This is a genomic window from Acinetobacter sp. RW6 (genome assembly GCF_041956835.1).
Classification (GTDB): Bacteria; Pseudomonadota; Gammaproteobacteria; order Pseudomonadales; family Moraxellaceae; genus Acinetobacter; species Acinetobacter calcoaceticus.
Window position 1 is genome coordinate 1,666,710 of the sequence record NZ_CP167121.1, and the last position, 25,886, is coordinate 1,692,595.

Consider the following 25,886-nt stretch of genomic DNA (forward strand, 5'->3'; position numbering starts at 1 on the left):
ACCTCCTAACCAACACGGCGGTGTTCAGCTACAGACGAAGAACGCTTATAGAACAATGAGGCATGAAATAAGGTCGATTGCTGTTCTAATTCGGCAATATAATCTTGCACTACTCTTTGAAAATAGCGATAAGCAATTAAAGCAGGAATTGCAATTAACATCCCCACAGCTGTAGTAATGAGTGCTTTAGAGATACCAGGAATCATTAAACTTGGACTGCCAGCCGATCCAAAATCAATAACAAGAAACGACTCAATAATTCCCACTACAGTACCAAGCAACCCTAACAGCGGTGCTACAGCACTTAGAGTGCCCAAAAAATTAATATGTTTTTCTAAATAGGAAATTTCTTGAGAAGCTGCCACTTCCATTTGCGCACGAGCAAATTGCTCACCATGCTCGCGATGCTCAAAACCTGCTTTTAAAATGTGTCCTAATGCGCTACTTTGCGCTTCTACATTTTGTTCTAAACTTTCCACGATATCTTCAGCTCTTAAAGAGCCCTTACCGCTTAATGCTTCGGGTAGAACTTGTGAACGTCTTAACCGAACAAAACGTTCAATACTGATCGCAACAGTTAAAATCGAGCATAGAATTAAAGGCAGCATCAACCAGCCACCCGCTCTCACAAGTTCCCACATATGTTCTTCCCCAAGAATATAAAATTAGAAATACATGACCCAACTGCAAATTATTCTGGCAAACAAATATTTAAAATGCCATCTAACTCATCCAAGGTATGATAATGAATAACCAGTTTACCCTTACCCTTTTGGTTATGATCAATTTTTACATTAGCGCCAAAACGCTCTGATAATTTTTGTGTCAATTGCTCAATATCTGGTGCTACAGGCGTTTTTTCCTTCTCCTGTTTAGGCTCACTTCTATCACGCACCAATTGCTCTGTTTGACGAACTGACAATCCTTTCTCAATTACAATTTTAGCAACTTCTAATTGATCTTTACCTTTCAATGTCAAAATTGCTCGAGCATGCCCCATATCAAGCTGGCCTTGCTGCATGAAATCTTTAATGTCATCAGCTAAACTCAATAATCGCAACAAATTACTCACAGTAGTACGTGCTTTCCCAACCGTGTCAGCAATTTCCTGATGACTTAGACCAAATTCATCATGAAAGCGCTGTAAAGCGATTGCTTGATCAATTGGATTTAAATCTTGACGCTGAATGTTTTCAATTAACGCTAAAGCAATCGCAACCTGATCATTCAAATCTCGAACAATTGCTGGAATTTCAGTTAAGCCGGCAATTTGTGCTGCACGCCAACGACGTTCACCCGCAATGATTTCAAATGGATGAGTTTCATCATCAACTGGACGGATTACAATAGGCTGCATCACCCCATGTTTTTCAATAGACGACGCCAACTCTTGTAAATCATGCTCATGAATAAAACGACGTGGTTGATATTCACCACGTTTCAGTAAATTCACATCAACTTGTTTTAACTGTCCGTGGTCTAACGCCTGTGCTTCAAGTTGTAGTTTTTCTTTTTGAATTGAACCAAGTAATGCATCTAAACCACGTCCTTTAGCCAATCCGCGTTTTTTGATGCTCATACTTTACTTCCTTTCTTCACTTTACTTCTCTTTAACATCTCAGCTGCAAGATTTAAGTATGCAACTGCACCTTTAGAACTTTTTTCGAAATAGATAACAGGTAAACCATGTGCTGGTGCTTCTGCTAAACGAACATTTCGTGGAACAACAGTATCATAAAGCTTTTTGCCGAAATATTGCTCTAGTTCTGCAGATACATCACGTGTTAAAGCATTTCGTGCATCGTACATCGTACGCAGTACACCGATAATTTCTAAATCGGGATTGAGTGCTTTTTGAATACGATCAATGGTCTGAGTTAAATCAGCCAAACCCTCTAGCGCATAATATTCGCATTGCATTGGAATAATTACACTATCTACAGCTGCCAAAGCATTGACAGTAATCAAGCTCAAGCTTGGAGCACAATCCACAATGATATAGTCAAATGAGTTTCTGATTTCATTCAAAGCATTCTTGAGAATGAATTCACGACCTTCTTGCTCTGCGATAGCGAGCTCTACACCTGAAAGCTCACGATTAGAGCCTAGAACTTTATATCCAACTTCTGCTTTTTGAATGGCGGTTTCAATTGGAACTTCGCCAAGAAGAACATCTGTAATTGAATACAAAAGATCGTTCTTTTGAATACCAGACCCCATCGTAGCATTACCTTGTGAGTCCATATCTACAAGTAATACACGTTTTTTTAATACAGCTAGAGACGCTGCAAGATTTACTGCAGTCGTTGTTTTACCAACACCACCCTTTTGGTTTGCAATCGCAATAATTTGAGCCATGGTAACCTTAATACTTTTTATTTAGATACGTTGAAGTAAAAGTAAATGACGTTGTTCATCAAGTCTTGGTACGCGCAGTTCAATCACTTTACATGAAAAGTCCTGCTTGAGCTGCTCAATTTCCTCAACTGGCACTACACCTTTCATCGCTGCGATTATACTGCTCTGATGAAGGTATGGCTGAGCCGCATCTACAAAGTCCGTTAAAGAAGCAAAAGCTCGACTTGTTATGACGTCAAACTGGCCAAGCTCATCAATTGTATCTTGATTCTCAACACGTGTTTGTACTGCCACAACGTTACTCAATTTAAGATCAGCAATAAATTGCTTCAAAAAACGAATTTTTTTACCATTAGAATCTAAAAGAACACATTGGCGTTGTGGCTGACAAAGAGCAATAATCATGCCAGGCATACCACCACCTGTACCCACATCAAGCAGTCTACCTTCAGGTAAGTCATTTAAAATACTTAGACTATCCAACAAATGCTTCACTAACATTTCTTTCGGATCACGAATTGCTGTCAGATTATATGCTTTATTCCAAAGTACCAAAGCATCTTGATACTTTAACAATAATGCCAAAGCTTCATCGCTAAGCGATAAACCTAATTTTTGACTACCCTGTTGTAACTCTTGAAAAAACGGATGCATAAACAGATAACATCTAAGTAAAATTTAAAACAAAGTATACCCATTTATGCATCGTGGAACACTAGTTAACGATTAGGGATTACACAGTTAATCGTAGAAGCCTTCACGAATTTGCAAATCTAGCTCCATTAAACGCTCAGGCGTTCCCACATCTACCCATGCACCTTTAAGTTTTTCACCAGATATTTTTTGATTCTGCATCGCTTGCTTCAACAATGGAGCTAAAGGACGTTTACCAGGTTCCAATCCATCAAAAAGCTTAGGATGGATAACAGACACGCCACTAAAAGTGAGGTTCTCACCCGTTACATCTTGATCGAATGTAAAAGCGCGTCCATCGAACAATGTAAAGTCGCCTTCAGGGTGCTGTTTAGGATTATCAACCAACACAAGATGTGCTAAATCATCATTTAACTTAATATGGCGTAGAGCTTCAAAATCCATCGTGGTCCATACATCTCCATTCACCAGAATAAACGGATCTGTTCCAAGCAGTGGCAAAGCATTAATAATTCCACCAGCTGTTTCTAGACCCTCATCCTCTCGTGTCCAACGGATATCAACACCAAATTGAGAGCCATCCCCTAAGCTACTGATGAGCTTGTCGGCCAACCATGCAGAATTGATGACTATTTCAGTCACACCAATTTTTTTAAGTTTTTCAATATGCCACACAATGAGCGGCTTACCACCCACCTCAAGCAGAGGCTTTGGTGTATATAGCGTGAGTGGACGCATACGATTACCCAAGCCAGCAGCAAGAATCATTGCTTTCATTATGCTGCTACCTCGTAGTTACCATATTTCTCGATAAACTTCGGCATAACTATGTCATTTATGAATAACATAAACTCATCAAGTTCAGCATAACCACGGCTTTCTTCAATCAAATACCACATTACACGTGGTAAATCTTTTAAATAACCTGATTTACCATCGCGCTCAAACAGACGCACAAAGATGCCCAGAATTTTAATATGGCGCTGAATAGCCATTAAATCTGCATCACGTTTGAACTGCTCAAAACTGCGATTCTGTTTGGCAGACTCAGGTAATAAATCATAAAAGACTCTAAACCATTGATACACACGCTCTGCATTCCACTGAACATAAGCATCACGAGTAATCGAGATTAGATCATAAGTATCTGCACCAATCACCGCATCCTGAAAATCAATAACTCCAAGCTCTGGTTCATTTGCAATTTTCATCAAATTACGACTATGAAAATCACGATGTACAATCACTTGCGGCTGAGCCAATGCAGTTTTTGCTAACACATCGAAAGCATCATCAATCACCTGTTGCTGTTCCACACTCGGAGTAATCTGCAAAGATGGTAGCATCCAGTCAGTCAACAGCTTCATTTCAGTTAACAATTTCTCATAGGAGTATGCTGGAAATTGCTCCTGACCATTCACAGACTGCAAATGAATCAGCTGTTTAAAGCTTTGTTCATAATATTTATCGACTGTTTCATCATTTAATAATGTCGACAACAGCACATCACCAAAATCTTCCAATAACAGAAAACCTTGAGCTAAATCTTTCGCGACGATCTGAGGGACGCGTACACCATGGCCTGCAAAAAAATCGTCAATGGTCACAAACGGAACACAGTCTTCTTTTTCTGGAGGGGCATCCATGAGCATATACGTTTTATTTTGTAACTGTATACGCGCATAACGGCGGAAGCTTGCATCACCTGCCAAAAAAGCGATCTTAAATTGATCATTTTCAAGAACAGATGTAAGCCATGTATATATCAATTGTTCACGTTGTGTATTCATTTGCAATAAAATCTAAAACAAGCTGAGATTTTTGAAGGGTTAAGTGTAGCCACTTATAAACTTTTTCTCTATGATGCGACAATAATTAATTGTGAATTAGCATACTTGGTTAATGAGACAATGAAGCATCAGTTTAAATTTAATCCTTTAGCGACAGCTATTTTTACGCTCTTATGTGGCTCCATACAATCAAGTTATGCTGAGTCAGCTGATGTTGTCTCCAATATAGACAATAATCAACTTAAAGCGAGCATCAAAGAAGCCTACCCGGGTCAAGAATTCTTTCAACAGTATTATGTTGATAAATCAGCACCTGAGGCACAGCTTCGTGACAATAAATATTTAAGCTCGGCATTTTGCCAGGGTACATGGGTTACACCGATTAACCCTGAGACCAAAGCTCTAGATGCCGACAAAACGACTTCTGTCGTTACGGCTAACTATGGACATTATAATCCTGCCGGTGACTCTGTTTTAGAAGGCGACGTCGTTATTGATCAGGAAGGACGCACGGTTCGTGCTGACAAGGTTACGATTGATAAGACCCAAACCTTTGCACATGCACAAGGCCGAGTACAACTCGCTCAAGGCGGATTACTTTCACAGAGTGACGAAATTAATTACAACCTAAAAAACCAGACTGGTAATTTAGAAAATAGTTTTTATATTTCTGAACAACAACATGCCCATGGTCATGCAGGGAAAATCGAAAGAACATCGCCAAATGTCATGGTTCTTAACGATGCAACCTATACGACTTGCCCACCAGGCCAAAAACCGGGTTGGAAAATTCAGGCAAATAAAATCGAGTTAAATCAGGAAACTGGGCGTGGTGTAACTCGCGGGACAAAACTGTATGTTAAAGACGTTCCTGTTCTAGCAGTTCCTTACTTTAACTTCCCGATTGATGATCGCCGAACTACAGGTATTCTCAACCCACAGTTTGGTTTCTCAAACGATGGTGGTATTGAGCTTTCTGTTCCAGTTTATTTAAACCTTGCACCTAACTATGATCTGACACTGACTCCGCGTTATTTAGCAGACCGTGGTGCAATGCTAAAAGGTGACTTTCGATACTTAACCGATGGTTTTGGTGCGGGTGAAATGTGGGGTGGCATTTTGCCATCTGACAAAGAATACGATGACAAAGATCGTAAAGATTTCCATTTCTTACATAACTGGGATATCAACGATCAATGGTCAACTAATCTCGAATATAACTACGCTTCAGATAAAGACTATTTTTCAGATTTAGATAGCAGCCCTAACTCTAAAACAGACCTAAACTTACGTAGAGCATGGGAACTTAACTACCAACATGGTATTCCGGGTTTAAAAGCTCAGCTTAAAGTTGAAGACTTCCAAACGCTTGACCCAGAAATTGCAGACGCAGATAAACCTTATGCCCGTTTACCACAGTTCTTATTAAATTATGTCACTGGGAATCCACTAGGTTTACAATACGAATTTAATAACGATACAGCCTATTTCAAGAAATCGATTAATGATGATTCTGCTCAAGAAAGTAGTGGTACACGTATCTACAACCAGTTTGCTACGCGTTATAACTACCGCACACCAGCAGCATTTATAATCCCTGAAGTTTCAGTACGCTCTATTCAAACATTCTATGATAAGGACAGTATCGATTCTCGAGGTCTAGATGGCGGTTCTGAAAATAAATCAGTAGTTGTACCTCAATTTACTTTAGACACTGGACTAAATTTTGAACGTGAGGGCAAGTATTTACAAACGCTCACCCCTCGTGCATTTTATGCATATGCTCCATACAAAAACCAAGACAGTTCTCCAAACTTTGACTCAACTTCAGCATCAGTAAGTTACGATCAATTATTTAACCCTTACCGCTTCTACGGACATGACCGTCTTGAAGACAACAACTTTCTATCACTTGGCGTAAGCTATAGCCTTTTTGACACAGTAGGCTTAGAGCGTTTACGTGCAAGTGTTGGTCAAAGTTATTATTTTGAAGACCGTCGTGTCACTTTGACGCAACAACAAGATGAAAGTGATACTGAAAGTAACACTGGTCCAGTCGTTAGCATATCAAGCCAGTTAAACCAAAACTTCACGATTGCTGCTAACTCAGCATGGATGTCGAATGGTGATAATGCTCAGCGCGATTTTCAGGTTTATTATACTGGAGATAAAGGAAACCTATATAACTTAGGCTATTTCTATCGCAAAAACATTGAAGGACGTCAAGCTACTTACGATCAAGTTGTTGCATCGTTTATACAACCAGTTAAAGACAATTGGCGTATTATGGGGCACGTACAATACGACATGGATAATGATGTTGCCCGTGAGATTTTATTAGGGGTTAATTATGAGTCATGTTGCTGGGGTATTTCAGTCTATGGCCGCTCATACTACAACGACCTAGATGATCCAAAAACTTCAGATGTTAGTGAAAAACGCGCCATTATGGCCGAAATTACACTAAAAGGTTTAGGCGGTTTAAACAATAAACTCGCGTCTTTACTTGAAAATCGCGTTTTAGGTTTTAACAAAATTAATCAATCTTGGACACAACGTTAATGAAGACAAAGCATCTTAAACAGTTTTTTAAAGCAACAACACTTGCTGCCCTAATCTCTTCATCAATGCATAGTTTTGCCCAACCAGCTGATGAAGTTGTGGCAATTGTGGACAATAGCGTTATTTTAAAAAGCGATCTTCAACAAGGGATGGCCGAAGCTGCCCACGAACTACAAGCACAAAAAAAAGAGGTACCACCTCCGCAATATTTACAATTTCAGGTGTTAGATCAATTAATCTTGCGTCAGGCACAACTTGAGCAAGTTAAAAAATATGGTATTAAGCCTGATGAAAAAAGCTTAAATGAAGCTGTACTAAAAGTAGCAAGTCAATCTGGAACTAAAAGTTTACAAGCCTTCCAGCAAAAGTTAGATGCTATGGCGCCAGGGACTTATGAAAGTTTACGTGGTCGAATCGCTGAGGATTTAGCGATTAGCCGTTTGCGCCAACAACAAGTCATGTCTCGTATTAAAATTAGTGATCAAGATGTAGAAAACTTCTTAAAATCACCTCAAGGTCAAGCAGCGCTAGGTAATCAAGTACGTGTAATTCATATGCGTATTGCTGGCGACAATCCACAAGAAGTGCAAACTGTAGCTCAAGAAGTACGCTCAAAGCTTACGCAAAGCAATGACATCAACGTATTGAAAAAGCTTTCAACAACAAATGTAAAAGTTGAAGGGGCTGACATGGGATTCCGTCCACTTTCAGATATCCCTGCTGAACTTGCAGCACGTATTACTCCATTGCAAGACGGCCAAACAACTGACTTAATTTCAGTACGTGATGGTGTACATGTTTTAAAGCTTATTGAACGTAAACAAAATGAGCAAAAAGCATTAGTACCTCAATTTCAAACTCGCCATATTCTCATTCAACCTTCTGAAGTGGTTAGCCTTGAAAATGCCAAGCAAATTATTGACAACATCTATAAACGCTTAAAAGCTGGCGATGATTTTTCAACACTTGCAGCTACCTATTCAAATGATACAGGTTCAGCGCGTGATGGCGGTAGCTTAGGTTGGGTAACTCCTGGCATGATGGTGCCTGAATTTGATAAAAAAATGCAGGAAATTCCTGTAGGTGAAATCAGTGAACCGTTCCAGACTCAATTCGGCTGGCATATCTTACAAGTAACTGAAAAACGTGAAAAAGATATGACTCATGAATATCAAGAGCGTATGGCACGTCAAATTTTAGGTGAACGTCAATTTAACACCGAAATCGATAGCTGGTTACGTGAAGTGCGTGCAAATGCATATGTAGAAATCAAAGATCCAAGTCTAGACAAAAAGAACTTACAGAAATAAGTTCTTTTATCGTCATCAAAACCTGTGTTCATCGCAGGTTTTTTTATGAATAAAATTTAACTAATAAAAAACCGGTTATATAAATAACCGGTTTCTATAAATTAAACCCTAACGGGAATTATTTATAACGATCAACCATTTTCTCTAAAGAAATTGGGTGGATCTTGTCAGCATTTCCAGCTGTACCAAACGCTTCATAACGATCGATACAAATTTGCTTCATTGTATCAACTGTTTTAGCAAAGTATTTGCGTGGATCAAACTCAGATGGATTCTCAGCCAAAAATTGACGAATCGCACCAGTTGAAGCTAAACGTAAATCAGTATCAATGTTGATTTTACGTACACCGTGTTTGATTGCTTCTACAAGCTGCTCAACAGGCACACCATAAGTTTCGCCAATATTACCGCCGAACTCATTGATTACCTTTAACCATTCTTGCGGAACAGAACTCGAACCATGCATTACAAGGTGAGTATTTGGTAATGCCGCATGAATTTCTTTAATGCGGTCAATTGCCAAGATATCGCCTGTAGGTGGACGCGTAAATTTATACGCACCGTGTGAAGTACCTACTGCAATTGCTAGCGCATCAACATTTGTATCAGCAACGAACTGAGTCGCTTCTTCAACAGAAGTTAGAAGTTGAGAATGGTCAAGTACACCTTCAGCACCCACACCATCTTCTTCACCAGCCATACCAGTTTCAAGGCTACCTAAACAGCCAATCTCACCTTCGACAGAAACACCACATGCATGTGCTAAAGCAACAACATTACGAGTTACATCAACATTGTATTCGTAAGATGTAGGTGTTTTACCATCTACACCTAATGAACCGTCCATCATCACTGAGCTAAAGCCAAGCTGAATTGAACGCTGACAGATATCAGGGCTTGTACCATGGTCTTGGTGCATTACCACTGGAATATGTGGCCATTCTTCAATTGCAGCCAAAATAAGATGGCGTAAGAATGGAGCGCCTGCATATTTGCGAGCTCCAGCTGATGCTTGAACAATTACAGGTGAATTGGTTGCATCCGCGGCAAGCATGATTGCGCGCATTTGTTCTAAGTTATTTACGTTAAATGCTGGTACGCCGTAGTTATGTTCAGCAGCGTGATCCAAGAGCTGGCGCATTGAAATGAGTGCCATAATATCCTCCCAGGTAGTGCGGGTTATTCTACCCTTTCATTTATTTCAATTCAGCAACAAATCACAGTATTTCAAAAAAAATCCCCGCATATGCAGGGATTTTTTAACAAAAAACAACAAATTAATGTGTTTCTGAAGCAGCAGCCTCACTTGGTGCACTACCTTCAACCACATCGGTATTCTTTTCATCTAAAACTGGCTTATCAATCGCATCAATTGCTGCTTGTTGCTCAGGTGTTACTTTTTCAGAAACAGCAGTAGAAGCTGCCGATTCTTGTCCAGCCTGAGATGCTTCATCTTTCTTAGCACAAGCAGTCAACATCATCGGTACAATTAACAAAGCAGCAAATGTAAGCTTTAAATTCATCACTATTGTCCACAGTTGGTGATTTAATGCTCGCTATTATATTGCAGATATATGACAGTTTAATGACCTATCCATGAAAGAAGGGATTGGTAACCCAATCCCTTCTTATTTTTTAGATAACAGTATTAAGCACGCTCAAGTAAAACAGCGACTGCTGGCAAAGTCTTCCCTTCAACAAACTCAAGGAATGCACCACCACCTGTAGAAATATAACCAATTTGATCAGCAACGTTATATTTATCAATCGCGGCTAGAGTATCTCCGCCACCAGCAATCGAGAAACCAGCAGATTGTGCAACAGCAAGAGAAAGTGCTTTAGTACCTTCACCAAACTGATCAACTTCAAATACGCCTACAGGACCATTCCAAAGAATCGTTTTTGATGTTGTTAAAATATTTGCAAATGCTTTAGCTGTTTCCGGACCAACATCTAAAATCATATCGTTTGATGTTACATCTTCTACTTTCTTCACAACGGCTTGCGCTGCTGCTAACGAACCTAAGAAATCTTCAAAATTAATTTGCGAAGCATCAGCAACTACAACATCCGTAGGCAGCGGAACACTTACTTTCGCAGCAATCTGTTTTGCAGTTTCAACCAAGTCAGCTTCGTATAATGATTTACCAACATTAAAACCAGCAGCTGCCAAGAATGTATTTGCAATACCGCCACCAACGATAAGTTGATCACAAATACTAGAAAGTGAGTTTAAAACATCAAGTTTAGTTGAAACTTTTGAACCAGCAACAATTGCAACCATCGGTTTTTCAGGAGTTTGCATTGCACGGCCAAGTGCATCTAATTCAGCTGCCAATAAAGGACCAGCTGCTGCAACAGGAGCAAAACGAGCTACACCTTCAGTAGATGCTTCCGCACGGTGAGCAGTACCAAATGCATCCATAACAAATACATCGCATAATGCAGCATATTTTTGTGCAAGATCTTGATTATTTTTCTTTTCACCATGGTTAAAGCGCACATTCTCAAGCAGTACGACTTGACCAGCTTCAACTTCTACGCCATCTAGGTAATCTGTTAACAATTTAACGTCTTGGCCCAATACTTCTGTTAAATAAGCAGCAACTGGAGCAAGTGATTGTTCTGGCTTTGGTTCACCTTCAACAGGACGACCTAGATGCGAAAACACCATCACAGCTGCACCTTTTTCTAAAGCAGCTTTAATAGTTGGTAATGCTGCGCGCAAGCGAGCATCGCTAGTAATCACACCATTCTTGACAGGAACGTTTAAATCTTCACGAATAAGGACACGTTTACCTGTTAAGTTAAGGTCAGTCATACGCTGAAAATTCATGTAAAGCTCTCTTTATGATTTTAAAAACGCGCCAATTTTAAATGATTACATCAAAAAAGGTTAGTTTTTTTGCATAAAAGCTGTAGAAAGCCCCAGTTTTGATTATGATAGAGATAGTCATTTGATATTTCATCCATTATGTCTATTCATCCAGATCCACAAATCAATCGTTTAAATGTTTTAGGGGAACCTTTAGCAAGTTGTTGTTTCGACCCTATTACTGGCTATTTTAGAAATGGCTTTTGCCACACAGCAGTCACAGACCTTGGTCAGCATACTGTATGTGCGCAAATGACCTCTGATTTCTTAAATTTTTCACAAAAAATTGGGAATGATCTTATTACCCCTTTACCAGAAGTAGATTTCCCAGGCCTAAAGCCCGGTGATTTCTGGTGTATCTGTGTAACTCGTTGGGTAGAAGCTTATCAAGCAGGTCAAGCCCCTCCCATTAAAATACATGCATGTCATCAAGCTGTATTAAGCTATGTGCCTTTAGATGTTTTAATGGAATTTGCAGTGTAATGGTACAGCCACAAATTATTTTGGCATCAAGCAGTCAAACACGCAAAGCCTTAATGGATCGCTTAGGGATTAACTATATCTGTGTTAGTCCAGATATTGATGAGAGCCCTCGGGATGAGATCCATGCAGATGAACTTGCAAAAAGGTTGGCTTTCACAAAAGCCCAAGTAATTGCTGCACAAAACCCACATGCAATTATTATTGGTTCTGATCAAGTCGCATGGCGAGAACATGCTCCCAATGACTTTATTGGTAAACCGATGACCATTGAAAATGCCACATTACAGTTAGCAGAAAACTCAGGTCGAACTGTCTACTTTAGTACCGCACTCAGTGTGCAATGGCTTGACAGGAATTTTGAACAAACGCTTGTTGAACATTATCAAGTTAAATTCCGAAGCTTGAATCAAGCTGAAATTGAACGATATATTGCATTAGATCAACCACTCCATTGTGCTGGTAGCTTTAAGTGTGAAAGTTTAGGAATTAGTTTGTTCGAAAAAATGACAGGCCAAGACCAGACGACTCTTATGGGTTTACCCATGATTCAACTTTGCCATATTTTAAGGCAGCTTGGCCTACAAATTCCTTAATTTTAGATGTTTTTATAAATAGGTTATTTCCATGACAGAACCTTTAGCAGTTTTAGGCGGTATTACTGCCGAACAATTCTTAGCAGAATATTGGCAGAAAAAACCTTTGCTGGTACGTAACGGATTGCCAGAGATTGTAGGTCTTTTAGAACCGCAAGATGTGCAAGAACTTGCTTTGGAAGAACATGCGAGTGCCCGACTCATTCGCCAAAAAGATAGAAATCCAAATGAATGGCATGTCAAGTCTTCACCTCTAACTAAAGGAGACTTTCAAAAGCTACCAAAATTATGGACGCTTTTAGTACAGGCGGTAGACCACTACTCTTTTGATCTTTCTGAGCTTTGGAAAAAATTTCCTTTTATTCCTCAATGGCGCCGTGATGATATTATGGTGTCTTATGCACCTAAAGGCGGTTCAGTTGGAAAACATTTTGATTTTTATGATGTGTTTTTAGTTCAAGGTCACGGACACAGACGCTGGCAATTAGGACAAATGTGCGATGTAAATACTGCATTTGTACCTAATCAACCATTAAAACTTTTACCAGAAATAGACGTACAATTTGATGAAGTTCTAGCACCAGGTGATTTACTGTATGTTCCGCCTAGAATGGCACATTATGGCGTTGCCGAAGATGATTGCTTAACTTTCTCATTTGGCTTTCGTATGCCAAACGTTGCAGGAATGATGGAACGTATTAGTGATCAATTTTCAGCTAATACTTTATTGCAAAATCCTGTTGTAGACATTGCACGCAAACAGATAGGGCAAATTGGTGAAATTAATGTAACTGAACTGAGCCACTTAAAAGACTTAGTTTTAGCTCAATTAAAAGATTCATCAGTACTTGACGCCGCTATCATGTCTTATATGAGTGAACCTAAATATCCAGATAATATTCCAGAAGCTGATGAAATCGAAGCCGATGACTTGAAAGAAATTTTACACGAAGGATACGAAGTTCTTTTAGAGCCAGCCTCTCGACTACTTTATACAGAACAAAACGGAACCCTAAACTTTTGGGGAAATGGTGAAGTTCTATTTATAGCTGAACACTTTGAGCAAAAATTAAAAGCGATTGCCAATGGAGAGAGCCTGCCATTTGATAGCCAATTTAATGATGACGAAACACTAGAAAACGTTGCTCACTTATTAAATGAATCTATTCTGATGCTTTTACCCCCTGCAGAGTAAATGTTTTAATAAAAGTAGGTTTTTTCATGAAAGTGGAAAAACCTACTTTTTAAATTAGCAAGCAAACTCAAAAATACATTCAATTATTATTCGTTAAATTTATCTAAAAAAATCTTAAATAATGCGTGGTTAAGATTATTAAACTTTGAAAAAATCTTGAAATGAGAATTAAAAATAGAAAAGCTTCATGATTAAAAAACGACATATTTCTTACTTACTTTTTCCTTAAAATTTAAACGTTACAGTTTAAAAAAATAATATCTTTTTTCTATCAATAACAAACAATACCTTGTAAAATTAAATATCCAGATTTTCATTAATACAGATCACAGTTCACAAGCTAATAGCAATTCATTTGTGAGAGGCTAAAAATATGTCGAAGAAAGATGACATTATTAACACCGCATTAAGACTTTTTAACTCGTATAGCTATAATTCTATAGGTGTGGATCGCATCATTAATGAATCTGGCGTTGCAAAAATGACTTTCTACAAGCATTTTCCATCAAAAGAAAAATTAATTGAAGAATGTCTACTTCTACGAAACACGCTTTTACAGAACTCTCTTACCTCGGCCTTATCAAAACATGATGAGTTAGACCCTCTTGCGAGAATTAAAGCAGTATTTTTATGGTATTCCGACTGGTTTAATAGTGAAGACTTTAATGGCTGTATGTTTCAAAAAGCTTTGGAAGAGGTTTTAAAACAATATCCGTCAACACATCAACCTGCCACTTTGTATAAAGCTTGGTTAACTAAACTCATGCAAGACCTTCTCAATCAATATGATGTAAAAGAACCAGGTCCTTTATCTTTACTACTCGTTAATATATTGGAAGGTATGACCATTCAAGCTCAGGTCGAACATGGTTCAATAAAAATTTATGATTATTGGAATCGAGTTGAAAAGTTAATTGACTTTGAAAGAGCTGCTTAAAAATAAAGCGTGACATTCTTCTTCTTATATTAATATTCTTCTTATCTATCACGCTGCGTCTGAAAGTCATTTTGGTTCAAAATTAGACGTTTTTTTCGACCCTACTAAACCAAAATATACAGACCTGTCTGTACAAAACAGATTATATATTTAAAAAATAAAAACTCAATCATTTTTTATGTTTCATTTAAAGATAAATTAGATTTAACTATTTATCGGCATGAAATAAGGCTTATTTCATGTTGACCTCAATTCACTTATACTTAACAATTAAACTTATAACACAATGCAACATTTTAAACACAAAAGAAATACAAACAACTGTTTTTAATTAAAAATACTACTTATTTATCAGTTCCCCTTATATTGCTTTTCAACAAAAACAATTGGATTGATTAGTTTTGCTACATTCATTTCAGCAAGATCAATCTATACTATGCCCGCTATATTGATATAGGTATAAAGTATGAAAGATGGACTCCAAATTGAAGAAATGAAAAATGCGGCTGATTCAGTCGTGGGAATTCTAAAATCTTTGGCTAATACAGATCGTTTATTAATTTTATGTCACTTAGCTTACGAGGAGCTAAATGTCTCACAGATTGAAGAGAAGACCCAAATTACACAGCCCACTCTTTCACAACAGCTTATGATGTTACGTAAAAGTGATGTTGTATCAACTCGTCGTGATGGCAAGCAGATTTTTTATTCTATTAAGGATGACAATATGCATTCAATTTTAAATACGCTTCATCAGCTGTACTGTGCAAGTAAATAATATTTTTAAATTATAATTTTATAATAATAGTAGTAATTTCCTGAAATATGCGATTTTTCAGCTTGAAAGCTTAGAGCCTAGTCGAAGCACAAAGTTTTGAAAATTCGCGTAGCTTTTCCAAAGCCTCACCGATGCCATTTAATCTGTTATCAATTTATTTCTTCGGAGTTCATTCGGCACTTTCACCCCTTTTGATATAATTCGTTTTCTTGACGAACAATTAACAAGCAAAGCCTCCAATAAAAAAAGTTAAAATTAAAAATTAACCAAAACTAAAACAATGACTTAATATTACCATCTACTATAAAAACGTCTAGTTGATATAAAAAAGCTTAAGATTCCCATAACTTAAGTATAAAATACTCCGCTTGTTCAACCTTTAGCCATGAATAGGTTAATAAGGTCTTTATATGCTTGAATTCTTTTCTCGATTAAGCTTGGTAGCCAAGATTATTATCGCCATTATTTTAGGTATTGGCGTTGCATTACTATTTCCAGACATTACGCCATATTTAAGTTTATTTGGTGAGCTTTTTATCAAAGCGTTAAAATCTGTTGCCCCTATTTTAGTCTTTGTATTAGTACTTTCTTCTATTGCCAACTTTCAGGTGGGCCATAGTGCGAATTTACGTCCAATCATGATTTTATATGTGGTAGGTATGTTGCTTGCTGCTTTCACAGCTGTGATTGTTAGTCTTTCTTTTCCAAGCACTTTGTTCCTCAACACAGTTTCTCATAATGATTTGCAATCGCCAGGAAGTTTAGCTGACATTCTGAAAAATTTGCTTTTAAGCTTTATTGCTAACCCTGTTCAAGCCATTAGCGAAGCAAACTTTATTGGTATTTTAGCTTGGGCAATTGGCCTTGGTTTAGCGATGCGCCATAGCTCAGACACCACAAAAGAAGTCATGCAGGATGTTGCACATGCTGTTAGTGCTATTATTCATAAAGTAATTGCTTTTGCACCTGTCGGTATTTTTGGTTTGGTTGCAGTGACTTTTGCAGATGCTGGTCTCGCAACGCTTGAAAGTTATGCGCAATTATTAGTAGTACTGTTAGGTACGATGTTCTTTGTTGCTTTAGTTATCAATCCAATTCTTGTTGCGCTTACTATACGTGGGAACCCATACCCTCTCGTGTTTAAATGCCTTAAAGAAAGTGGGATTACTGCTTTCTTTACACGAAGCTCAGCAGCCAACATTCCAGTTAACTTAGATTTAGCAGAGCGTTTAGGTGTTAATCCATCTACAGCAAGTGTCTCTATTCCATTAGGTGCGACAGTAAATATGGCTGGTGCGGCAGTGACAATTACTGTACTCACACTAGCCACTGTTCATACGCTTGGAATTCATGTTGATTTTGCAACAATGCTCATTTTATCAGTTGTTGCTACAGTTTCAGCATGTGGTGCTTCTGGTGTAGCTGGTGGTTCTTTGCTTCTGATTCCAGTAGCTTGTAGTTTATTTGGCATTTCAACTGAAATTGCGATGCAAGTTGTAGCTATTGGTATGATTATTAGTGTATTGCAAGACTCTACAGAAACAGCGCTTAACTCTTCTACAGACGTTTTATTTACCGCAGCTGTAGATATTCGTTCGAAACAAGCTTCCTAAACGAAATGCCATTTCAACGTCTACCAAACTGGTTCCAACTTGGAGCCTTTTTACTGGCATTCAATGCCGGAATGATTAATGTATTAGGGTTAATTACCCTTTTGCATCAATCAATTTCACACATGACTGGCAACGTTAGTATGCTAGCTATGAGTTTGGTAGAGTGGCAACCAGAACATATCATTTTCTTGCTTCTGGTGATCATTTGTTATGTTTGCGGTTCATTTTATAGTGGTTTTATTTTAGGCAGCAGCCATTTTCGACTAGGTCGTCGCTATGGCTTACCTTTGAGTCTTGTTGCTTTATTCATTTTTCTTTGTTGGCTATTACTTCCTTATTTTCCACGCTATGGATTATTATGGGCTTGTACAGCAATGGGCCTTCAAAATGCAATGGTTAGCCATTATAAAGGAACCATTATTCGAACTACCCATCTATCTGGCGTTTTAACAGATATCGGTTTAGCACTTGGATATAAAGCTAGAGGCTTACAGGTAGAAAACCGACGTATTGTTTTACACTTACTAATTTTTGCGGGTTTTCTGCTGGGTGGAATTCTCGCCGCGCTGGTACATCCACATTTAAAGTTACAAGCATTTTTATTGCCAGCAACTTTAAGCTTAGTCTTAAGCATTTCTTACTGGGTAGTTTACTTCTATAGCCCTTCAACTTCACATAAGGATTAAGTCATGGTTAAAAATGCCTTACAAGCACAGCTACTAAAAGCTGGGTTAGTGGATAATAAAAAAGCAAAAAAGTTAACAAAACAAGCTCATCATGAACAACGTATCGGTCAAAGTAATGAGGCCGAAATCAAAGCGAATATTGAAAAAGCTCAACAAGAAAAGTTAGCTAAAGATCAGGCTTTAAACTTAGAAAAACAACAACAACTTGAGGAAAAAGCCCTCAAGGCGTCAATTATTCAAATGATTAAACATCATAAAATTTCAAATACTGATGGCGATAGTGTTTATCAATTTATTGATGAGGGTAAGATCAAGAAGGTATATATTTCTCAGCAAGTTTATAATGCCCTTGTTTCAGGCAGTCTAGTCATTGCTAAAGATCAAAATCAATATGCTTACTTACCTAAAGCATTAGCTGAAAAAATTGATCAGAAGATGAAAGGTTTTATTTTATTGAACAATGCTGAGTCCAATGAACAGACTACAGATGAAGAAGATCCATATGCAGCTTATGTTATTCCTGATGATTTAATGTGGTAAGACATACAAGGGCCTTTATGATGCAAATATAAAGGCCTTTTTCAAATGGATTTAAAAAGTGCTAATTTAACAATTGTTCAAAATAGTAAGAAAAAATACTTAAAGAATAAATTCCTTCACCACTTTATCTATTAATCCCGATATAATAAATCATAATTTTTTAAGTCTTCGCGACATTCTTAAAGATTTCTTCAGGCATCCAAATTTACGTCATGTACGAATGAATGACGTACAACATAATCAGTTCATGTGTATTTGCACATATTCAAAAGATCGAAAACCGAAGTGATATTGATCTAACTGACTTTTTTGTAAATTTAATTGCAAAGACTTAATTAAGTGGCTTTTGTCTTAAAGGTAGTAATTCATGCTGAAGTGGTTTGAAAAACTTGTAGATCCCTACCCAACAAAAGGTCTGGATGAACCTTTACCAACTCGTTTTTTTCCATTTGTCTGGCAAGCAACGGAAGGCTTACGCCCTTACTTATTCTTACTTATTCTTTTTACAGCAGGTGCGGCAAGCTTTGAAGCCTTACTTTTTTCAAAGATTGGACAACTCGTAGATTGGTTAAGTAGTAGTCGCCCTGAAAGTTTTTTAAGTCAGCACACGACTGATTTACTACTCTTAATTGGTGTTTTATTTACCAATATCTTTTTTGTAAATATTCAATCTATTGTAAAACATCAGATTTTATATAGTACTTTTCCAATGCGTTTGCGTTGGCGTTTCCATAATCTTTTATTAAAACAAAGCTTAGATTTTTTCCATAATGACTTTGCTGGCAGACTTTCTGCAAAAGTTATGCAAACGGCTCTAGCCATCCGTGAATTCTGGATTATTTTGGGCGATATGTTGGCTTACGTCGCTATTTACTTTATTACCGTTAGTATTGTTCTTGGCTCAATTTCAACAATTTTGCTGATACCACTTTTAGTTTGGTTAACCTTATTCTTATTAAGTGCATGGTTCTTTATTCCACGTTTAAGTAAAGTTTCTCAGCAGCAAGCCGACGCTAGATCAATTATGACTGGTCGCGTTACCGACGCTTACACTAACATTCAAACAGTTAAATTATTTGCTCATGCGGGACGTGAGAGCCAATATGCAAAAGCATCAATGAAAGAGTTTATGACAACAGTCTATGCTCAGATGCGTTTAGGCACTCTTTTTGAAATAAGTATCAACATGCTATCAGCCGTCTTATTTATTGGCGTTATTGGTACTTCAGTTTGGCTATGGACTCAAGGTTTAGCAGCATTAGGTGTAATTGCAGCGACTACTGCCATGATTTTAAAACTTAATAGTATGGCTGAGTTTATGATGTGGCATATGTCCGCGTTATTTGAAAATGTCGGAACCATTCAAGATGGTATGCAAACATTAGGTAAAAAAATCAATATTCAAGACAAACCTGATGCAAAAACACTTGAAGTAAGCCAAGGCGAGATTGTATTTAAAGATGTAAGCTTTGCTTATAACAATAAAAATGTGATTAATCACTTCAACTTAAAAATCAAAGCAGGTGAAAAGATAGGAATTGTTGGACGCTCTGGAGCAGGAAAGTCTACGCTTATTCAGTTGCTTTTACATTTTTATCATCTTAAGCAAGGTGCAATTTTAATTGATGGGCAAAATATTGAAGATGTGACTCAAGATAGTCTAAGAGCGAATATTGCCTTGGTAACACAAGATACGTCTTTATTACATCGCTCAGTCGCTGAAAATATTAAATATGGGCGTCCAGATGCATCTGATGCCGATATGAAAAATGCTGTAAAGAAAGCAAAAGCCGCCGAATTTATACCTCAATTGGTAGATTTAAAGGGTCGTAATGGATATGACGCTCAAGTTGGTGAACGTGGTGTAAAACTTTCTGGTGGTCAAAGACAACGTATTGCTATTGCACGTGTATTTTTAAAAGATGCTCCTATTCTCATTTTAGATGAAGCCACTAGTGCATTAGATTCAGAAGTTGAAGCAGCTATCCAGTCAAGTTTAAATGACCTCATGGTTGATAAAACTGTTATTGCAATTGCACACCGATTATCTACTATTGCACAAATGGATCGTTTAATTGTTCTTGATGAAGGCCAAATTGCTGAGCAAGGAACACATGAAGAGTTAATTGCGCAAAATGGAATATATGCACAATTATGGAAACGTCAAACAGGCGGCTTCCTAATTGAACAAAAAGTTTTACAGGGTCAAGATTAATGCTTTATTTAGAAGATTTGAAAATTGGTGATCGTTTTATTAGTCGTGAATATGAAATCACCTTAGATGAAATCAAAAAATTTGCAAATTCCTATGACCCTCAACCATTTCACATAGATGAAGAGCAAGCTAAGCATGATCCTATTTTTCAAGGGATTGCTGCCAGTGGTTGGCACACTTCTGCCATCACTATGCGTTTATGGACCGAATGCATGCCTATTCATGGAGGTTTGATCGGTTCAGAATCTAGTTTGCGCTGGCCCCGTCCCACTCGACCGGGTGATAGAATTCATGTTGAAACTGAAATTTCAGCTATCACCCCATCCAAAACAAAATTAGATCGTGGTATTGTAAGTTACGTTACACAAGCCTTAAATCAGCATGGGGATGTCTTACTTATTTCAACAACAAAAATTGTTGTCTTTAAAAAGAATGTTTAAAAATGGTTGATATGATTGTCTAACAGTTTTTATAAATTCAGACTATATTTCATGACAAGATGTGTAAGAAATGCATGTGAAAAATTGATGAGAGCAATGGAACGCATATGAAAATTACCTCAGCTCGTCAAGATCAGGGTATTCCGGGTGTCTATGGCTTATTGCTATTAGATGTCGTTTCACGTTGGGGATACAACGATGAAACATTATTTGCTCCATTTCATCTTACAAGCGAGCAACTGGCTGACCCTGACTATCGTATTTCTACACCAGTAGCAAATGAACTGGTTAAACACGCTCTTAAACTAACTGGTGAAACGACTTTGGGTTACCATCTTGGTACTCAAATGCGTATTTCAATTCATGGTTTCATTGGCTATGCAATTATGACAGCCAAAGATATTACAGAAGCAATTGCACTCGCAGCACGCTTTATTCAGCTACGCCTGCCCTTTTTACAATTATATTTCTCAACATTTGGACCCAAGGCGACCTTACAATTACAGTGTGATATTGAACTTGAGCCTTTACGTACAGAAATCGTTTTAGGTTTAACCATTGGTATTATGAGCATGGCGAAAGCTATGACTGGTATTGAAGATTTAGCTGGAGATGTAGACTTAGATTTCCCAGAGCCAGAAGGTTTTGAAAAATATAGAAATAAATTGAGCAGTACAATTCGCTTTAATCAGCCTCATTTGATTTCCAGTTTTGATAAAAAGTATTTAGGACTTAAATTAGTCAACGCCGACCCTATTGCAAGTCAAGTTGCCATTAACCAATGTGAAGCTGAACTTTCTGCTTTGGGTGAACGCCGCCGTTTAGCAATGCGAGTTCGTGATATTTTAAGTAATTCTGAACAGCATTACTTAAGCATAGAAAATGTAGCAGAATGCCTACATATGTCGGACCGCACGCTTAAACGTCAATTGGCAGCAGAAGGAACTTCCTTTTCTACATTAGTTGATGAAGTCCGTTATCGACATGCAACATCTCTGCTTTCGCGTACAGATTATAGTCTTGAACAGATTGCAGATGAACTTGGCTATTCGGACGTTGCAAATTTTAGCCGTGCTTTTAAACGCTGGAGTGGCCGCAGCCCAAGCAACTGGCGTAAAGACCCATACTTATAATGTTTAAAACTATTGGACACAAGCTTAAGGAGTTACCATGAATCACCCTTCGGAACTGAAGTATGCACGTACACATGAGTGGGTAAAAATTGAAGGTGATCTTGTTATTACAGGGATTACTGATCACGCACAAGATGAGCTTGGCGATTTGGTGTATGTCGAAACTCCTAAAGTTGGTAGTCAAGTTACAGCTGGCGAACAAGCTGGAGTTGTTGAATCAGTGAAAACTGCTTCAGATATCCATGCTCCTGTTTCAGGCACTGTAGTAGAAGTAAATACTGACCTTGAAGATGATCCTGATTTTGTAAATGACGACCCATACGGCAAAGGCTGGATTTATAAAATCAAACCAGACAATATTGCAGATGTTGAAAAACTTTTAACAAATGCAGAATATGAAGCTGGCCTATAAGATAGGTATAGTTTTCAAGATTTAATAAAAACCAGTTTAGATTTAGACTGGTTTTTTTCTTTGTTTATGCAGTTAATTTAAAATCAGTTATCTGATTCGGTGACCTATATGACAAAACTCGTTGTATTCTCTGGCGCGGGTATGAGTGCCGAAAGTGGAATTAGCACTTTCCGTGACAGTAATGGTCTATGGGAAAATTATGATATTCAGCAAGTTGCCACACCTGAAGCATGGCAAAAGAACCCTGCTTTAGTTCAACGCTTTTATAATGAAAGACGCAAAAATATTTTAGAATCTCAACCTAATCCAGCTCATCAATATATTTCCAAACTACAAGATTATTTTGAAGTACAAGTTATTACTCAAAACATTGATGATTTGCATGAACGCGCAGGAAGTTCCAACGTTTTGCATTTGCATGGAAACATTCGGTTAGCAAAAAGTTCGGGCCCAAATGCACAATTCACAACTCAGTTTTATGAGATTAAGGGTTGGAAATTAGATTTAGAACACGACCTTTGCCCAGATGGATATTCCCTTCGCCCACATGTAGTCTGGTTTGGTGAAGCTGTACCAGCTTATGAAGAAGCAATTAGATTAGTGCAAAGTGCAGATATTTTTATTGTAATCGGGTCGACATTAAGCGTATATCCTGTTGCAGATTTAGTGCATGAAATTACAGCTCAATGTAAAGCTTACTATATAGACCCCAAAGCAGATCATGTGCGTGTTCCCCAACAATACGAATTGTTAAAGATGTCAGCTACTCAAGGAATGCATGAACTTTTTAAGAATTTAACCAATTGACTCCTATTTTTAAGTACAAAATCAATTTAATTTGAATAAAAATTATTATTTTTTGGACAAAATTTTGTCAAATTTTCTAACTTTGTTCTAATTTCGCGCAATAAAATTTTTCCCTCCACTCACTTTGTAACTAAATATAGAGTTATTTTTTAAAAAAATTTATTTTTCTCAAGAAAATTCAAAAAAATAAAATATTAAAAAATTATAAGTAAATGATTAATAATATATTTTTCAGATTGTAATTTAAATTACATCGCTTTACACAAGGATACAAAAATACAATATAAAAATAACAGAGCAAAAAAATTCTTTTGTGGTTGAATCTCAACCTCTTGAATGCCGTACAAGAAAACAGCGACCTGGATTAGGTTACAATCACGGATTATGGATATAAGGACACACATCCATCATGAGTTATTTTGATCCCACCCTCATCATGTTTATGGTGTACATCGTAGCAATGGTACTTATTGGCTTATTTGCCTACCGTGCTACAAGCGACTTCTCAGATTATATTCTTGGTGGTCGTAGTTTAGGCAGTTTCGTTACTGCGTTATCCGCAGGCGCATCAGACATGAGTGGCTGGCTACTCATGGGCTTACCAGGAGCAATTTATCTTTCTGGTCTATCTGAAGCGTGGATTGCAATTGGTCTTATTATCGGTGCTTGGCTTAACTGGCTACTGGTTGCTGGTCGATTACGCGTTCATACTGAAATTCAAAACAATGCATTAACTTTGCCAGATTATTTTACAAGCCGTTTTGATGACCAGAAAAAAGTACTTCGTATTTTCTCTGCCGTTATCATCTTGGTTTTCTTCGCTATTTACTGTGCTTCAGGCATGGTGGCGGGCGCCCGTTTATTTGAAAATTTATTCGGTATGTCATACAACACTGCAATTTGGCTTAGTGCTATTGCGACCATCAGTTATGTTTGTATCGGTGGATTCTTAGCAATTAGCTGGACTGATACATTCCAAGCTGGATTGATGATTTTTGCCCTGATATTAACGCCAATCGTGACTTACCTTGCGATCGGGGACACAACTCATTTTGTTACTCTCATTGAAACTGCACGTCCGCATGCATTTAATCTCATCTCAGATTTTGGTGTGGTAGCAGTTTTATCCTCCATGGCATGGGGTCTTGGTTACTTTGGTCAACCACACATCCTTGTACGTTTCATGGCAGCCGACTCAGTAAAATCTATTCCTGCTGCACGCCGTATCGGTATGACATGGATGATTTTATGCTTAATGGGTGCTGTAGGTGCTGGTTTCTTCGGTATTGCTTATTTTGAGCAACACCCTGAATTAGCGGCAGTTGTGAGCAAAAACCCTGAAACTGTATTTATGGAATTGACTAAAATTTTATTCAATCCATGGATTGTAGGTATCATTTTGGCTGCAATTTTAGCTGCTGTTATGAGCACGTTAAGCTGTCAACTTTTGGTATGTTCAAGTGCTTTAACTGAAGATTTATACAAAGGTTTCTTTCGTAAAAATGCATCTCAAAAAGAACTTGTATGGGTTGGCCGTGTAATGGTTCTTGTCATTGCTGTTCTTGCCATTGCTCTTGCAGGTAACCCAGACAGTAAGGTTCTTGGTCTTGTTGCTTATGCATGGGCTGGCTTCGGTGCAGCGTTTGGTCCGCTTATCATCTTGTCATTGTTCTGGAAACGTATGAATTTACAAGGTGCTTTAGCGGGTATGATCGTTGGTGCAGTTGTGGTTATTGGCTGGAAAAATCTTTTCGCAGACACTGGTGTTTACGAAATTATTCCTGGCTTTATCCTTGCATTTATCAGCATCGTTGTTGTGAGTCTTTTAACTAAAGCGCCAAATACGACAGTAACTGGACGCTTTGAACAAGCAGATAAACTCTACAAAGAAAGCGTATAATCCATCTAAATAAACTAAGGGGCTTCGGCCCCTTTATTTATTTTTAGTTTTGATTTTAATTTTTGAAGTATCTTTTACGACTTGCATCACTGGGTAACTACGAGTCTCTTTTACACCCGGTAATTGCCATAACACTTGCCCTGCAATACGTCTAAACTCTTCCATACTGGCACTTCGTAATTTAATTAAAAAATCGAAGCCCCCACTGACCATATGGCACTCAACAATTTCTGGATAATGCACCACAGCATCAATAAACTCATCTAAAACATTAGGTGTCGTTTTATCCAGTAATACTTCAACAAACACCAAAAAATTAGCATTTAACTTAACAGGGTTTAACTTAGCCTCATATCCCAAGATGAATTCATCCTTCGTTAGCTTTTGGACTCGTGCCATGACAGCAGTTGGAGATAAATTCACAAGTTCGGCTAATTTACTGTTCGAAATACGCCCATCTGTTTGAAGAATATCCAAAATTTTTAAATCAGTGCGATCAAGGCTTAATAATGGGCCATTCATCTGAATTTTCCTCTAAAAAATGGGATAAATATAGTGAGTTATTCGGTGTTTCTTCTGTAATGATAAATTATCTAAACCTCTCT

The 25,886-nt window shown here is 37.8% G+C and carries 26 protein-coding genes; 16 read left to right on the plus strand and 10 right to left on the minus strand.

Features of this window, described 5'->3' with window-relative positions; genetic code table 11:
• Positions 1 to 5 precede the first annotated feature (5 nt).
• The 6 genes from ACB088_RS07795 to ACB088_RS07820 form a co-directional block, all read right to left on the minus strand.
• A complete protein-coding gene (locus ACB088_RS07795) occupies positions 6 to 641 on the minus strand; it encodes a MotA/TolQ/ExbB proton channel family protein (RefSeq protein WP_375038542.1) in 636 nt (211 codons plus the stop codon).
• Positions 642 to 691: 50 nt separating this feature from the next.
• The gene (locus tag ACB088_RS07800; protein WP_375038543.1) at positions 692 to 1,579 is read right to left on the minus strand and encodes a ParB/RepB/Spo0J family partition protein; all 888 of its coding nucleotides are present in this window, start codon (positions 1,577 to 1,579) and stop codon (positions 692 to 694) included.
• The gene (locus tag ACB088_RS07805) at positions 1,576 to 2,358 is read right to left on the minus strand and encodes a ParA family protein (protein ID WP_003651453.1); all 783 of its coding nucleotides are present in this window, start codon (positions 2,356 to 2,358) and stop codon (positions 1,576 to 1,578) included. Before ACB088_RS07805 ends, ACB088_RS07800 begins: the two co-directional genes overlap by 4 nt.
• A gap of 21 nt (positions 2,359 to 2,379) precedes the next feature.
• A complete protein-coding gene (gene rsmG, locus ACB088_RS07810) occupies positions 2,380 to 3,012 on the minus strand; it encodes a 16S rRNA (guanine(527)-N(7))-methyltransferase RsmG (protein ID WP_003651451.1) in 633 nt (210 codons plus the stop codon).
• An 87-nt stretch (positions 3,013 to 3,099) separates the two neighbouring features.
• Positions 3,100 to 3,789, minus strand: coding sequence for an N-acetylmuramate alpha-1-phosphate uridylyltransferase MurU (gene murU / locus ACB088_RS07815; protein ID WP_307010054.1), 690 nt, complete (start codon positions 3,787 to 3,789; stop codon positions 3,100 to 3,102).
• Complete coding sequence (locus tag ACB088_RS07820) at positions 3,789 to 4,802, minus strand: aminoglycoside phosphotransferase family protein (RefSeq protein WP_375038544.1); 1,014 nt, start codon at positions 4,800 to 4,802, stop codon at positions 3,789 to 3,791. The genes murU and ACB088_RS07820 overlap by 1 nt, the downstream gene beginning before the upstream one ends.
• A gap of 120 nt (positions 4,803 to 4,922) precedes the next feature.
• On the opposite strand from ACB088_RS07820, the gene ACB088_RS07825 reads away from it, so the two are divergent.
• Positions 4,923 to 7,364 (plus strand): LPS-assembly protein LptD, encoded by a 2,442-nt coding sequence (locus tag ACB088_RS07825; RefSeq protein WP_375038545.1) that lies wholly within the window; start codon positions 4,923 to 4,925, stop codon positions 7,362 to 7,364.
• Positions 7,364 to 8,674 carry a peptidylprolyl isomerase gene (locus tag ACB088_RS07830; RefSeq protein ID WP_375038546.1) on the plus strand — a complete coding sequence of 437 codons (1,311 nt, stop codon included), beginning with the start codon at positions 7,364 to 7,366 and terminating at the stop codon, positions 8,672 to 8,674. Before ACB088_RS07825 ends, ACB088_RS07830 begins: the two co-directional genes overlap by 1 nt.
• Positions 8,675 to 8,792: 118 nt before the next feature.
• On the opposite strand, the gene fba is transcribed toward ACB088_RS07830, so the two are convergent.
• From fba to ACB088_RS07845, 3 genes are all read right to left on the minus strand, one after another.
• Positions 8,793 to 9,830, minus strand: coding sequence for a class II fructose-bisphosphate aldolase (gene fba, locus ACB088_RS07835; RefSeq protein WP_375038547.1), 1,038 nt, complete (start codon positions 9,828 to 9,830; stop codon positions 8,793 to 8,795).
• 121 nt (positions 9,831 to 9,951) lie between these two features.
• Positions 9,952 to 10,197 carry a hypothetical protein gene (locus ACB088_RS07840; protein WP_005041128.1) on the minus strand — a complete coding sequence of 82 codons (246 nt, stop codon included), beginning with the start codon at positions 10,195 to 10,197 and terminating at the stop codon, positions 9,952 to 9,954.
• A gap of 125 nt (positions 10,198 to 10,322) precedes the next feature.
• Positions 10,323 to 11,510: a phosphoglycerate kinase gene (locus ACB088_RS07845; RefSeq protein ID WP_209733437.1), complete on the minus strand. Its 1,188-nt coding sequence runs from the start codon at positions 11,508 to 11,510 to the stop codon at positions 10,323 to 10,325.
• A 138-nt stretch (positions 11,511 to 11,648) separates the two neighbouring features.
• Here ACB088_RS07845 and ACB088_RS07850 point away from each other — a divergent pair, with 138 nt between their 5' ends.
• From ACB088_RS07850 to putP, 14 genes are all read left to right on the plus strand, one after another.
• Complete coding sequence (locus ACB088_RS07850) at positions 11,649 to 12,032, plus strand: DUF2237 family protein (protein ID WP_003651438.1); 384 nt, start codon at positions 11,649 to 11,651, stop codon at positions 12,030 to 12,032.
• Positions 12,032 to 12,625, plus strand: coding sequence for a Maf family protein (locus tag ACB088_RS07855; RefSeq protein ID WP_375038548.1), 594 nt, complete (start codon positions 12,032 to 12,034; stop codon positions 12,623 to 12,625). The genes ACB088_RS07850 and ACB088_RS07855 overlap by 1 nt, the downstream gene beginning before the upstream one ends.
• Positions 12,626 to 12,656: 31 nt before the next feature.
• A complete protein-coding gene (locus ACB088_RS07860; RefSeq protein WP_375038549.1) occupies positions 12,657 to 13,820 on the plus strand; it encodes a JmjC domain-containing protein in 1,164 nt (387 codons plus the stop codon).
• 373 nt (positions 13,821 to 14,193) lie between these two features.
• Complete coding sequence (locus ACB088_RS07865; RefSeq protein WP_004642610.1) at positions 14,194 to 14,757, plus strand: TetR/AcrR family transcriptional regulator; 564 nt, start codon at positions 14,194 to 14,196, stop codon at positions 14,755 to 14,757.
• A 466-nt stretch (positions 14,758 to 15,223) separates the two neighbouring features.
• Entirely contained in the window at positions 15,224 to 15,535 is a 312-nt protein-coding gene (locus tag ACB088_RS07870; protein WP_002121379.1) for a metalloregulator ArsR/SmtB family transcription factor, read from the plus strand.
• 410 nt (positions 15,536 to 15,945) lie between these two features.
• Entirely contained in the window at positions 15,946 to 17,148 is a 1,203-nt protein-coding gene (gene sstT / locus ACB088_RS07875; protein ID WP_092705585.1) for a serine/threonine transporter SstT, read from the plus strand.
• 5 nt (positions 17,149 to 17,153) lie between these two features.
• Positions 17,154 to 17,834 (plus strand): YoaK family protein, encoded by a 681-nt coding sequence (locus tag ACB088_RS07880; RefSeq protein WP_092705584.1) that lies wholly within the window; start codon positions 17,154 to 17,156, stop codon positions 17,832 to 17,834.
• A 3-nt stretch (positions 17,835 to 17,837) separates the two neighbouring features.
• Positions 17,838 to 18,374, plus strand: a complete 537-nt coding sequence (locus tag ACB088_RS07885) for a DUF2058 domain-containing protein (protein WP_375038550.1) — start codon at positions 17,838 to 17,840, stop codon at positions 18,372 to 18,374.
• Between the two features lie 367 nt (positions 18,375 to 18,741).
• The gene (locus ACB088_RS07890) at positions 18,742 to 20,589 is read left to right on the plus strand and encodes an ABC transporter ATP-binding protein (protein ID WP_005041140.1); all 1,848 of its coding nucleotides are present in this window, start codon (positions 18,742 to 18,744) and stop codon (positions 20,587 to 20,589) included.
• Positions 20,589 to 21,029, plus strand: coding sequence for a MaoC family dehydratase (locus ACB088_RS07895; protein ID WP_003651428.1), 441 nt, complete (start codon positions 20,589 to 20,591; stop codon positions 21,027 to 21,029). The genes ACB088_RS07890 and ACB088_RS07895 overlap by 1 nt, the downstream gene beginning before the upstream one ends.
• Before the next feature lie 107 nt (positions 21,030 to 21,136).
• The gene (locus tag ACB088_RS07900; protein ID WP_017390547.1) at positions 21,137 to 22,162 is read left to right on the plus strand and encodes an AraC family transcriptional regulator; all 1,026 of its coding nucleotides are present in this window, start codon (positions 21,137 to 21,139) and stop codon (positions 22,160 to 22,162) included.
• 37 nt (positions 22,163 to 22,199) lie between these two features.
• Complete coding sequence (gene gcvH / locus ACB088_RS07905; protein ID WP_092705581.1) at positions 22,200 to 22,574, plus strand: glycine cleavage system protein GcvH; 375 nt, start codon at positions 22,200 to 22,202, stop codon at positions 22,572 to 22,574.
• 99 nt (positions 22,575 to 22,673) lie between these two features.
• The gene (locus ACB088_RS07910) at positions 22,674 to 23,381 is read left to right on the plus strand and encodes an NAD-dependent deacetylase (protein ID WP_375038551.1); all 708 of its coding nucleotides are present in this window, start codon (positions 22,674 to 22,676) and stop codon (positions 23,379 to 23,381) included.
• Positions 23,382 to 23,790: 409 nt separating this feature from the next.
• The gene (gene putP, locus ACB088_RS07915) at positions 23,791 to 25,281 is read left to right on the plus strand and encodes a sodium/proline symporter PutP (RefSeq protein WP_045432757.1); all 1,491 of its coding nucleotides are present in this window, start codon (positions 23,791 to 23,793) and stop codon (positions 25,279 to 25,281) included.
• 33 nt (positions 25,282 to 25,314) lie between these two features.
• Here putP and ACB088_RS07920 read toward each other — a convergent pair whose 3' ends face one another.
• Positions 25,315 to 25,803 carry an Lrp/AsnC ligand binding domain-containing protein gene (locus ACB088_RS07920; protein WP_003651419.1) on the minus strand — a complete coding sequence of 163 codons (489 nt, stop codon included), beginning with the start codon at positions 25,801 to 25,803 and terminating at the stop codon, positions 25,315 to 25,317.
• Between the last annotated feature and the right edge of the window lie 83 nt (positions 25,804 to 25,886).

Coding starts and splice junctions, on each gene's coding strand:
- ACB088_RS07840 (WP_005041128.1), bottom strand. CDS start 10,197: ATGAATTTAAAGCTTACATTTGCTGCTTTGTTAATTGTACCGATGATG.
- ACB088_RS07845 (WP_209733437.1), bottom strand. CDS start 11,510: ATGAATTTTCAGCGTATGACTGACCTTAACTTAACAGGTAAACGTGTC.
- ACB088_RS07920 (WP_003651419.1), bottom strand. CDS start 25,803: ATGAATGGCCCATTATTAAGCCTTGATCGCACTGATTTAAAAATTTTG.
- ACB088_RS07855 (WP_375038548.1), top strand. CDS start 12,032: ATGGTACAGCCACAAATTATTTTGGCATCAAGCAGTCAAACACGCAAA.
- rsmG (WP_003651451.1), bottom strand. CDS start 3,012: ATGCATCCGTTTTTTCAAGAGTTACAACAGGGTAGTCAAAAATTAGGT.
- fba (WP_375038547.1), bottom strand. CDS start 9,830: ATGGCACTCATTTCAATGCGCCAGCTCTTGGATCACGCTGCTGAACAT.
- ACB088_RS07890 (WP_005041140.1), top strand. CDS start 18,742: ATGCTGAAGTGGTTTGAAAAACTTGTAGATCCCTACCCAACAAAAGGT.
- ACB088_RS07870 (WP_002121379.1), top strand. CDS start 15,224: ATGAAAGATGGACTCCAAATTGAAGAAATGAAAAATGCGGCTGATTCA.
- sstT (WP_092705585.1), top strand. CDS start 15,946: ATGCTTGAATTCTTTTCTCGATTAAGCTTGGTAGCCAAGATTATTATC.
- putP (WP_045432757.1), top strand. CDS start 23,791: ATGAGTTATTTTGATCCCACCCTCATCATGTTTATGGTGTACATCGTA.
- ACB088_RS07800 (WP_375038543.1), bottom strand. CDS start 1,579: ATGAGCATCAAAAAACGCGGATTGGCTAAAGGACGTGGTTTAGATGCA.
- ACB088_RS07850 (WP_003651438.1), top strand. CDS start 11,649: ATGTCTATTCATCCAGATCCACAAATCAATCGTTTAAATGTTTTAGGG.
- ACB088_RS07895 (WP_003651428.1), top strand. CDS start 20,589: ATGCTTTATTTAGAAGATTTGAAAATTGGTGATCGTTTTATTAGTCGT.
- ACB088_RS07805 (WP_003651453.1), bottom strand. CDS start 2,358: ATGGCTCAAATTATTGCGATTGCAAACCAAAAGGGTGGTGTTGGTAAA.
- gcvH (WP_092705581.1), top strand. CDS start 22,200: ATGAATCACCCTTCGGAACTGAAGTATGCACGTACACATGAGTGGGTA.
- ACB088_RS07865 (WP_004642610.1), top strand. CDS start 14,194: ATGTCGAAGAAAGATGACATTATTAACACCGCATTAAGACTTTTTAAC.
- ACB088_RS07825 (WP_375038545.1), top strand. CDS start 4,923: ATGAAGCATCAGTTTAAATTTAATCCTTTAGCGACAGCTATTTTTACG.
- ACB088_RS07885 (WP_375038550.1), top strand. CDS start 17,838: ATGGTTAAAAATGCCTTACAAGCACAGCTACTAAAAGCTGGGTTAGTG.
- ACB088_RS07820 (WP_375038544.1), bottom strand. CDS start 4,802: ATGAATACACAACGTGAACAATTGATATATACATGGCTTACATCTGTT.
- ACB088_RS07795 (WP_375038542.1), bottom strand. CDS start 641: ATGTGGGAACTTGTGAGAGCGGGTGGCTGGTTGATGCTGCCTTTAATT.
- ACB088_RS07880 (WP_092705584.1), top strand. CDS start 17,154: ATGCCATTTCAACGTCTACCAAACTGGTTCCAACTTGGAGCCTTTTTA.
- ACB088_RS07830 (WP_375038546.1), top strand. CDS start 7,364: ATGAAGACAAAGCATCTTAAACAGTTTTTTAAAGCAACAACACTTGCT.
- ACB088_RS07860 (WP_375038549.1), top strand. CDS start 12,657: ATGACAGAACCTTTAGCAGTTTTAGGCGGTATTACTGCCGAACAATTC.
- ACB088_RS07900 (WP_017390547.1), top strand. CDS start 21,137: ATGAAAATTACCTCAGCTCGTCAAGATCAGGGTATTCCGGGTGTCTAT.
- murU (WP_307010054.1), bottom strand. CDS start 3,789: ATGAAAGCAATGATTCTTGCTGCTGGCTTGGGTAATCGTATGCGTCCA.